General features: G+C 69.9%; 6 protein-coding genes. 3 read left to right on the top strand and 3 right to left on the bottom strand.

Annotation, left to right across the window (positions count from 1 at the left end; all coding sequences use genetic code 11):
• Nucleotides 1-302: 302 nt before the first annotated feature.
• Complete coding sequence (glgX, locus tag AC2VOK_RS13065; protein WP_428900858.1) at nt 303-2,453, top strand: glycogen debranching protein GlgX; 2,151 nt, start codon at nt 303-305, stop codon at nt 2,451-2,453.
• Nucleotides 2,454-2,805: 352 nt separating this feature from the next.
• On the top strand, nt 2,806-3,585 hold the full coding sequence (locus AC2VOK_RS13060; protein WP_428900859.1) for an SDR family oxidoreductase: 780 nt from the start codon (nt 2,806-2,808) through the stop codon (nt 3,583-3,585).
• Between the two features lie 17 nt (nt 3,586-3,602).
• Here AC2VOK_RS13060 and AC2VOK_RS13055 read toward each other — a convergent pair whose 3' ends face one another.
• Complete coding sequence (locus tag AC2VOK_RS13055) at nt 3,603-4,571, bottom strand: aldo/keto reductase (RefSeq protein ID WP_428900857.1); 969 nt, start codon at nt 4,569-4,571, stop codon at nt 3,603-3,605.
• A 36-nt stretch (nt 4,572-4,607) separates the two neighbouring features.
• Nucleotides 4,608-5,750: a sensor domain-containing protein gene (locus AC2VOK_RS13050; protein ID WP_428900856.1), complete on the bottom strand. Its 1,143-nt coding sequence runs from the start codon at nt 5,748-5,750 to the stop codon at nt 4,608-4,610.
• A 432-nt stretch (nt 5,751-6,182) separates the two neighbouring features.
• Between AC2VOK_RS13050 and AC2VOK_RS13045 the strand changes: the two genes are divergently transcribed.
• The gene (locus tag AC2VOK_RS13045) at nt 6,183-6,470 is read left to right on the top strand and encodes a DUF3349 domain-containing protein (RefSeq protein ID WP_428900855.1); all 288 of its coding nucleotides are present in this window, start codon (nt 6,183-6,185) and stop codon (nt 6,468-6,470) included.
• 149 nt (nt 6,471-6,619) lie between these two features.
• Here the strand turns inward: AC2VOK_RS13045 and AC2VOK_RS13040 are convergent, their stop codons facing one another.
• The gene (locus AC2VOK_RS13040; RefSeq protein ID WP_428900854.1) at nt 6,620-7,561 is read right to left on the bottom strand and encodes an acyl-CoA dehydrogenase family protein; all 942 of its coding nucleotides are present in this window, start codon (nt 7,559-7,561) and stop codon (nt 6,620-6,622) included.
• Nucleotides 7,562-8,395: the final 834 nt, after the last annotated feature.

Below are 8,395 nucleotides of genomic sequence, written 5' to 3'. Positions count from 1 at the left end.
GACAACACCGATCTGCGGTCCACCAACCGCAGCTTGCGTGACGGGGCGAAGGCCCGCGAGCCCGCGCGGGATGCCGAACCGCCGCAGCACTGATCCGCAAGCCCGCCCCGCGACTACGGGATCTTCCAGAAGAAACAGGACGGTGCCGTGAACGTCCCGCTGAGGCCGTGACCGACCGGCTCTCGACTGGCCTGCGAAAGCGTTGTCGGCCAAAGTATTTCCCTACGCAGCGGGACGTTGCGGGTGCGCGGGAGCAGGGGCGGCCGGTTTGGTTGCCGCGCCTCCGGGGTATGAGCTGCGCCATGACAGCCGCCGAATCGCGCTTTCCCACGCCCACGGGTGAAGTGTGGCCGGGCAGGGCCTACCCGCTGGGTGCCACCTACGATGGCGCGGGGACCAACTTCGCGGTCTTCTCCGAGGTGGCCGAACGCGTGGAGCTGTGCCTGTTCGACGCCGACGACAACGAGAGCCGGATCACGCTGCCCGAGGTCGACGGGTTCGTCTGGCACGCCTACATCCCCGGCGTCGAACCGGGGCAGCGCTTCGGCTACCGCGTCTACGGCCCTTACGAGCCGGAGAGCGGGCTGCGGTGCAACCCGAACAAGCTTCTGGTGGACCCGTATTCGAAGGCGATCGACGGCAGCTTCGAGTGGAACCAGTCCCTGTTCGGCTACCACTTCGGTGACCCCGACAGCCGCAACGACGAGGACTCCGCGCCCAGCATGCCCAAGTCTGTGGTCATCAGCCCCTACTTCGACTGGGGCAACGACCGGCCGCCGGACCACCAGTACGCCGACAGCGTCATCTACGAGGCGCACGTCAAGGGCCTGACCCAGACTCACCCCGACATTCCCGAGCAGATGCGCGGCACGTACGCCGCGGTGGCGCACCCGGCGATCATCGAGCACCTCAAGAGCATCGGCGTCACCGCGATCGAGTTGATGCCGGTGCACCACTTCGCCAACGACTCGACCCTGGTCGAGAAGGGCCTGTCGAATTACTGGGGCTACAACACGATCGGGTTCTTCGCGCCCGACTTCAAATACTCCAGCTCCAGGTCCCCCGGCGGCCAGGTGCAGGAGTTCAAGGCGATGGTGCGAGCCCTGCACGAGGCGGACATCGAAGTGATTCTCGATGTGGTCTACAACCACACTGCCGAGGGCAACCACATGGGCCCGACGCTGTCGATGCGCGGGATCGACAACGCCGCGTACTACCGCCTGGTCGACGACGACAAGAAGTACTACATGGACTACACCGGCACGGGCAACAGCCTCAACGTCGGGCATCCGCACGCACTGCAGCTGATCATGGACTCGCTGCGCTACTGGGTCCTCGAGATGCACGTCGACGGTTTCCGGTTCGACCTGGCCTCCGCCCTGGCCCGCGAGTTCTACGACGTGGACCGGCTGGCGACGTTTTTCGAACTCGTGCAACAGGATCCGACAGTCAGCCAGGTCAAGCTCATCGCCGAGCCCTGGGACGTCGGGCCGGGCGGCTATCAGGTGGGCAACTTCCCACCGCAGTGGACGGAATGGAACGGCAAGTACCGCGACACCGTGCGCGACTTCTGGCGCGGCGAACCCGCCACCCTCGACGAGTTCGCCTACCGGCTCTCGGGCTCGGCCGACCTGTACGAGCACACCGCGCGCCGGCCGGTGGCCTCCATCAACTTCGTCACCGCCCACGACGGGTTCACGCTGCGGGATCTGTTGTCCTACAACGAAAAGCACAACGAGGCCAACGGCGAGGACAACAACGACGGCGAGAGCCACAACCGCTCGTGGAACTGCGGCGTCGAGGGGCCGACCGACGACGCGGACGTCAACGAGCTGCGCGCGCGCCAGCAGCGCAACTTTCTGACCACCCTGCTGTTGTCGCAGGGGGTGCCGATGATCTGCCACGGCGACGAACTCGGGCGCACCCAGCACGGCAACAACAACGGCTACTGCCAGGACAACGAGCTCACCTGGATCGACTGGGACAGCGCCGACACCGGCCTGCTGGAGTTCACCAGGGTGGTGTCGGCGCTGCGGGCCGGGCACCCGGTGTTCCGAAGGCGGCGGTTCTTCTCCGGCAAGCCGCTGGGCCGACGGGGCCAGGACGGGCTGCCCGACATCGCCTGGTTCACCCCGGAGGGTGCCGAGATGACCGAGGAGGACTGGGGCGCCGGGTTCGCCAAGTCGGTCACGGTATTCCTCAACGGCCACGGGATCCCCGGCCGTGATCCGCGCGGCCAGCGGGTGGTCGACGACTCGTTCCTGCTGTGTTTCAACGCCCACCACGAGCCGATCGAATTCACCCTTCCGCCCAAGGAATTCGCGGCGACCTGGCGGTTGGTGGTGTTCACCGGGCCGGAGGAGAGGACACCGGCCGACGAAGTGCCCGGGGGTGGCAAGCTGACCGTGGAGGCCTACACCGCCGTCGTGTTGCGGGCCCCGGACGGCCCCTGACCGGCGCCGTCCGGCCCTTCGCGATCCATCACCCCCGAGATTTCTTCAGCTCGTCGCCGATCTCGCCGCTTCGACGGCGTTCGTTCACCATCAATCCGGGTGCACGATCTGGGCGATCCGGAGCATCGCATCGGTGCGACCATCGCCCGCACGGCGAGGCGGCTTCGTCGACCACGGTCCGGACCGACCACGGCCCGGACCGATGCGGCCCGGACCGATGCAGCGATGTGCGAGGCCGAACTGGCCGGCCGAAATACGGTCGTCGACATCTGAGCGGGCGTGCCGCCGCGATCCGGTAGGTTTCTCGCCAGTGGGTGAGTCGTTACAGAAAAGAGTGAATATGTCACGGACAGTGGTGGTGGGCGCCTCGAGTGGCCTCGGGCGCTGCATTGGTGTCGGCCTGGCGCAGCGCGGCCATCAGGTGGCGCTGCTCGCCCGGCGCCGTGAGCGCATCGAGGCCGCCGCCCGGGAGGCGGGGGCCGGCGCGATCGCCGTCGAATGCGACGTCACCGACGAGGCCGCCTGCCGCTCGGCCATCCAGGAGGCCGCCGACGCCCTGGGCGGCATCGACAACCTCGTCTACACCCCGGCCGTCGGGCCGCTGGTGCGCATGGTCGACACCGACGCCGAGACGTGGCGGCGCGTCTTCGACACCAACGTGATCGGTGCGGCACTGGTCACGGCCGCGGCGGTGCCGCACCTGACGCCTGATGCCGGCAAGGGGGCGGGCAAGGCGGTCTACCTGTCCTCCGACGCCGGAACCTTCGGACCGCCGTGGCCGGGGCTGGGGGCCTACGGCGTCAGCAAGGCGGCTCTGGAGCGGCTCGTGGAAGCGTGGCGCACCGAGCACCCCGACATCGGCTTCACCACGCTCATCGTGGGGGAGTGCCCCGGCGGCGAGGGCGACGCGGCGACGGGCATGAATATCGGCTGGGATATGGACCTGGCCATGAAGGCCGTCCCGCTGTGGGCTTCGCGCGGCTGCATGCCCGGCAAGCTGATGCCTGTCGAGGACCTCGTCGCGGTCGTGCACACGATCCTGGGCACGGACGCGTCGACGTCGATGCCGCTCGTGGTTGCTCGGGGCGCATCCGCCGGGCCCGCGGCGTTCGCGGAGTCCGCCCAGGGGTGACAGCGGCCCGGCGCAAACTAGCGGCGGAGCCTCTCGCCGACCTTGTCGATGAGGAAGCGTCCGGCCGAGACCGGCCGGAACGCCCGGGCGGCGGCGGTGAGCGCTTCGCGGGCCGGGGCGGGTAGCTCGATGTCGGAGGCGGCGACGTTGAACTCAAGTTGCTCCACGCTGGAGGCCCCGGGGATGGCGACGACGCCGGGCAGGCTGATCAGCCAGGCCAGCGCCACCTGGGCCGGCTTGGCGCCCACCTGCGCGGCTACGTCGCGCAGCGTCTGCAGCAGCGGCTCGATGCGGCGCAGGTTCTCGGTGCCGAACAACGGGTTGAGTGCACGAACGCCCCCGGGCCGGTTGTCGAGGCCGTACTTGCCGCCCAGCAGCCCCTGGGCCAGCGGGCTGTAGGCGATCACGACCCGGTTCTCGCGTTCGGCGAACGGCACCAGGTCCTCGAGCGCACCGGCGTGGGCGAGCGAGAAATGGACCTGGTTGCTGATCACGGGACGGCCGAGCGCCGCATCGGCCTTGCGCCACCGCGCCAGCGAATAGTTGGAGACCCCGGCCGCGCCGATCTTGCCGCGATCCAGCAGCCCACGCATGCCGGGCATGATCACCGAATCCGGGAACACCGGGTTCGGCTGATGGATCTGGTACAGCGGGATGCGGTCCAGACCCAGCCGGCGCGCGCTGGCGGCGGCGCGCTGCCTGACCACGGCGGGGAAGGGGGCGACGGGCATGATTTTGCTGGCCACCGCGACCTCGGCGCGCTCGGCGCCGAGGGCCTCGCCGAGGATGCGCTCGCTTCGGCCCAGCCCATACACCTCGGCCGTGTCGAACAGCGTGACCCCCAGGGCGCGGGCCCGCCGCACGATGTCACCGGCGGCGCCGGAGGCGTAACCGGCGCCGTAACCCCACTCGCGCGAACCGAACTGCCACGTGCCCAGGCCGATCCGGCTTACCCGGCCGACCCCGTCGACGTCGAGATATTGCATGAACCCCACCCTACTGGCCCACTCTGCCGGCCCACCCTACTGAGGAATCTTGTCGAGGATGTAGTTGGCGATGCTCACGGCCGACTGGCGGGGGACGCGGCCGTCGGTCGTGCCGCTGCAGGACACGTACAGGTCGACGACCACGTTGGACCGGGCCGCGATCGCGCGCACGGAGCGCACCTGCAGCCCGCGCGGCGCGAGGTCCAATGTAGTGATGCCGTCACCGGCGTCGGAGGGTTCGCCCAGAGAAAACGGGATCGCCTCCCTGCCGGGGACGGTCACCGCGACGGTGGAGCCGCCGCAGTCGCGCCACCCGGACAGCAGTGTGTCCAACTGTGACCGGGCCGCGGGCGGATCGCGCAACGCCGCGACCGCCTGGATCACCTGTGTCGACTTGAGGAAGCTGCGGGTGTCGGAGAATTCCGCCGCGCGGTACCCGAAGATAGCGCCCGCGGTGTAGGCGTCCGGGGTCCCCGGCGCGATGCTTCCCCAGCACTGCGGGCGGTCGATGGTTCCCTCCCGGTCGGAGCGGGCCGGATGATCCCATGTCTGGCCGGCCGCGAGGTTCTGGTCGCCGGTGATGTTCCGCAGGTCGCCCAGGTTGGGCAGCAGCGCGCCCACGGCACGCGGCGCCACCGTGGGCGCGGGCTCGGCCGTGCTGGCAGGTGCGCCGGACGCCGCGGTGCGGCTCGACGTGTACTCGGCCAGCATCGCCCACGCGACCAGCGCGAACACCGCCAGTATGACGGAGGCGTAGGACAGCGCCACCCCGGCCACCGCGCGGCCGTGGCCGCGCTCACCGGTGCGCCGGATCTGGGCGAGCGCCACGTGTCCCAGCAGTGCTCCGGCGGGGGCGCACAGGAACGCGAACACCAGCGACAGCGTGGCGAACGCGTTGACGGGCGCGTTGGCGGGCGCCGGGCGGGGATCTACCGGCGGGGGCGGGAGAACCGGCGGGCCCGTCGGCGGGGCGGCGTAGGGGGCCCGCCCGAGCGGATCGTAGCTGAAGGGGCTTTGCCCGTAAGGATCCTGGCCATAGAACCCGGGGCCATAGGAATTGGGGCCATAGAACCCGGGGCCATAGGAACCGGGGCCGTAGTACCCGGGGCCGTAGTACCCGGGGCCATCGGAATTGGGGCCATCGGAATCGGGGCCATAGGAATCGGGGGGAGCGCTCATTGCGGTGCCCTCCTCGATGTGGGTCCTGCCGAGAATGTATCCGATGGCGGACCGGGCCTGCCGCCGGGAGCCTTCCGCGGTGCCCCCACGAAGTTGCTGGACTTGGGTCGCGGCCAGCCCGGGAGCGGTGGTACACCTGATGCCGGAGAGGTGCGCCGGAGAGGTGCGCCGGGGAGGTGCGCCGGGGAGGTGCGCCGGAGAGGTGCGCGCCGCCGCCCGCCAGCATCGCCACCTGGCTGCCGGGTTGATCACCTCGGCCGCCCGCGGCGATACCGAAAGCGCCGAGACGCGTGAGAAGCAGCACAGTGGGTCGCGCGAGGGACGTCATGCCGGCTGCCATCCTCGGTGCATGTGTGCGACTCGTCCGGTGCAGTACCCGTGCACAGGTTGTTTGCCGGTAGCATGCCTCGAAACGAACGAGGTGGGCTGACGATGGCCAACGTGGTGTCCAGAGTGGTCGGTTTCTTGCGCGCGGGTTATCCCTCGGGTTTGCCGGCCACCGGATACGCGCCGCTGTTCGCGTTACTGCGCCGACGCGTATCCGACGACGAGATCGCCGCGATCACCGAATACATCAGTGCCGGGGGAGTGCCGTTCGGCGCCGCGGACGTGGGCGTGGAGATCAGCCGGATCACCAACGACATGCCGTCCCTCAACGACATCGGCCGCGTGCACGACCGACTCATCGCACTCGGGTGGCGCGCCGATCACGGCGCTTGACGCCCGGCGGCCGATGCTGACCGGCTCCGGGTGTCCGTTGCCCGCGCCGTTGGCCGCGGAGCGCACGCCGATGGCGGTCGGCAGGGTCTTGAGTGTGTTCAACGGCTCCGTGTGTTCAACGGCTCAGTGTGTTCAACGGCTCAGTGTGTTCAACGACATTGTCCTGCAAGCTGTCCGAGCTCAGCCAGGTCGCGCTCCGCGTCGCTCTGGCGGACGTAGATGGTGAGGTCGGCCACCCGCTGGGCGTGCCGGCCGTCTTGGCACAGCGGCCCGAGCCCCAGGGCCCGGCCGGTGCGGGTGATGGCCTCGTCGGCCGCGTGCTCGACGATGCTGCGGACGCGTCGGGCGAGTAGCTGGGCGGTGTCGGTCCGGTCGAACGGGTCGGCGTCGATGCGGGCGGCGGCGGTGGTCAGCATCGCCTCGCCGGCGGCGAGCGCGGCGTCCACCGCGCCCAGGTGGGCCAGCGAGTAGGCATCCGCGCATTGGCGTTCGGCGCAGCGGTACAGCGGCTCGGCGACGCGGCGCGCGCCGCCGAGCCAGCACGCGGCCACCCCGATCGCCCCGTGCCACAATCCGGGCCGCCTGAGGTAGTCGCCGGGTTCGCCGACCGCGACCGCCTGGGTGTTGGCGAACTGCACGGGCCGGGTGTCGCTGCCGGCCATCCCGGCGTTCCACCAGGTGGTCGGCAGCGCCTTGACGGTGGCGTCGAGCGCCGACACCGCGAACAGCCCGTGCGTGCCGTCAGCAAGCCGGGCCGTCACCAGCGCGTGGGTGCAAAATCCGGCACCCGAGCACCACATTTTGGTGCCGGTCAAGGTGAACGTGCCGCCGGCTTCGGTGGCCGTCAGCGTCGCGTCGGAGGCCTCGGCGGCCCACACGCCCCACAACTGGCCGGGCTCGGCCGGTTTACCGCCGAGTTCGTCGAGGATGGCGACGGCGTCGACGTGGGCCTCGGCGATACGGGCGGCCACGATGTCTTCCTGGGCCATCATCGCCAGGCTCTGCCAGCGCTCGGCAATGCGACCCGAGGAGGGCAGCGGCAGCTCGAGTCGACCGGTCTCCAGCCAGTGCTTGACCAATCCTGCTGTCACGCGCGACAACCCGTCGCTGACGTGGCCAGTTTCCAGAGGCGGCGTGCGAACCCGTGCGGGTTTGGGGCCTGGGTCGGCACCGGAGCGACCCGCCAGCCGGGATGGACCCGGCTGGCGGCGTCGGTGGTGCCATCCCGCCTCCGCGGCGCCGGCGCGAACAGCCGTCTTGGATAGCCGAAGCCCACGGCTCGCGCAGCGCCGACGCTGACGGCGTCGACGCTGAGGAAGTGCACGTGGGGCCCGCACCGGCCGGCCAACCGCGTGCTGTCGTCGTCGCTGTGTCGTCGTCGCTGTCGTCGTGCACCACCACGACCGTGACCGGCGCGCACAGAGCTGCGAACAGCACCGCGGGCGGGGGTCACGGCGGCAGCCCCGTCGTAGGCTCTCAGGGCTGGTGACGACATAGCACGAGGGTTGCCAATCGGGGCGTTGCTCAAACGAACGAAAACCGCGGACAGATGACTACCGCTGGTGCGCAATGGCGTCAGACCGCCGGGTCTGCGAGTTCAGGTGTAATTAGACGTATTTGCCATTGCGGCAAGTACTTCGGCGGGTTTTGTCCGTGCCCCGTGCCCCGTGCCCCGTGCCCCGTGCCCCGTGCCCCGTGCCCCGTGCGCGGGCCGGAGTGAGGTGCTTCCTATTGTCGACACGTACGTCGTTCTCGGCGCGCAGGCACGAGCAGGCAGCGGGACCGCGTTGGCCCTGGCCGGCGGCTGTGCGCTGTGGCTTCTCTGGGGGCGCCGCGTGGCCACGTTGGCGGGGGCGGGGTTTCGACACGACCGCTGCGGCGGCTTCACTCATACCACCAGACTCATACCACCAGACTCATGCCAC

This window comes from Mycobacterium sp. TH-M116 (assembly GCF_057473685.1).
The sequence above is the reverse complement of the archived record's forward strand: the minus strand, read 5'-3'. Positions and strand labels throughout refer to the sequence as shown.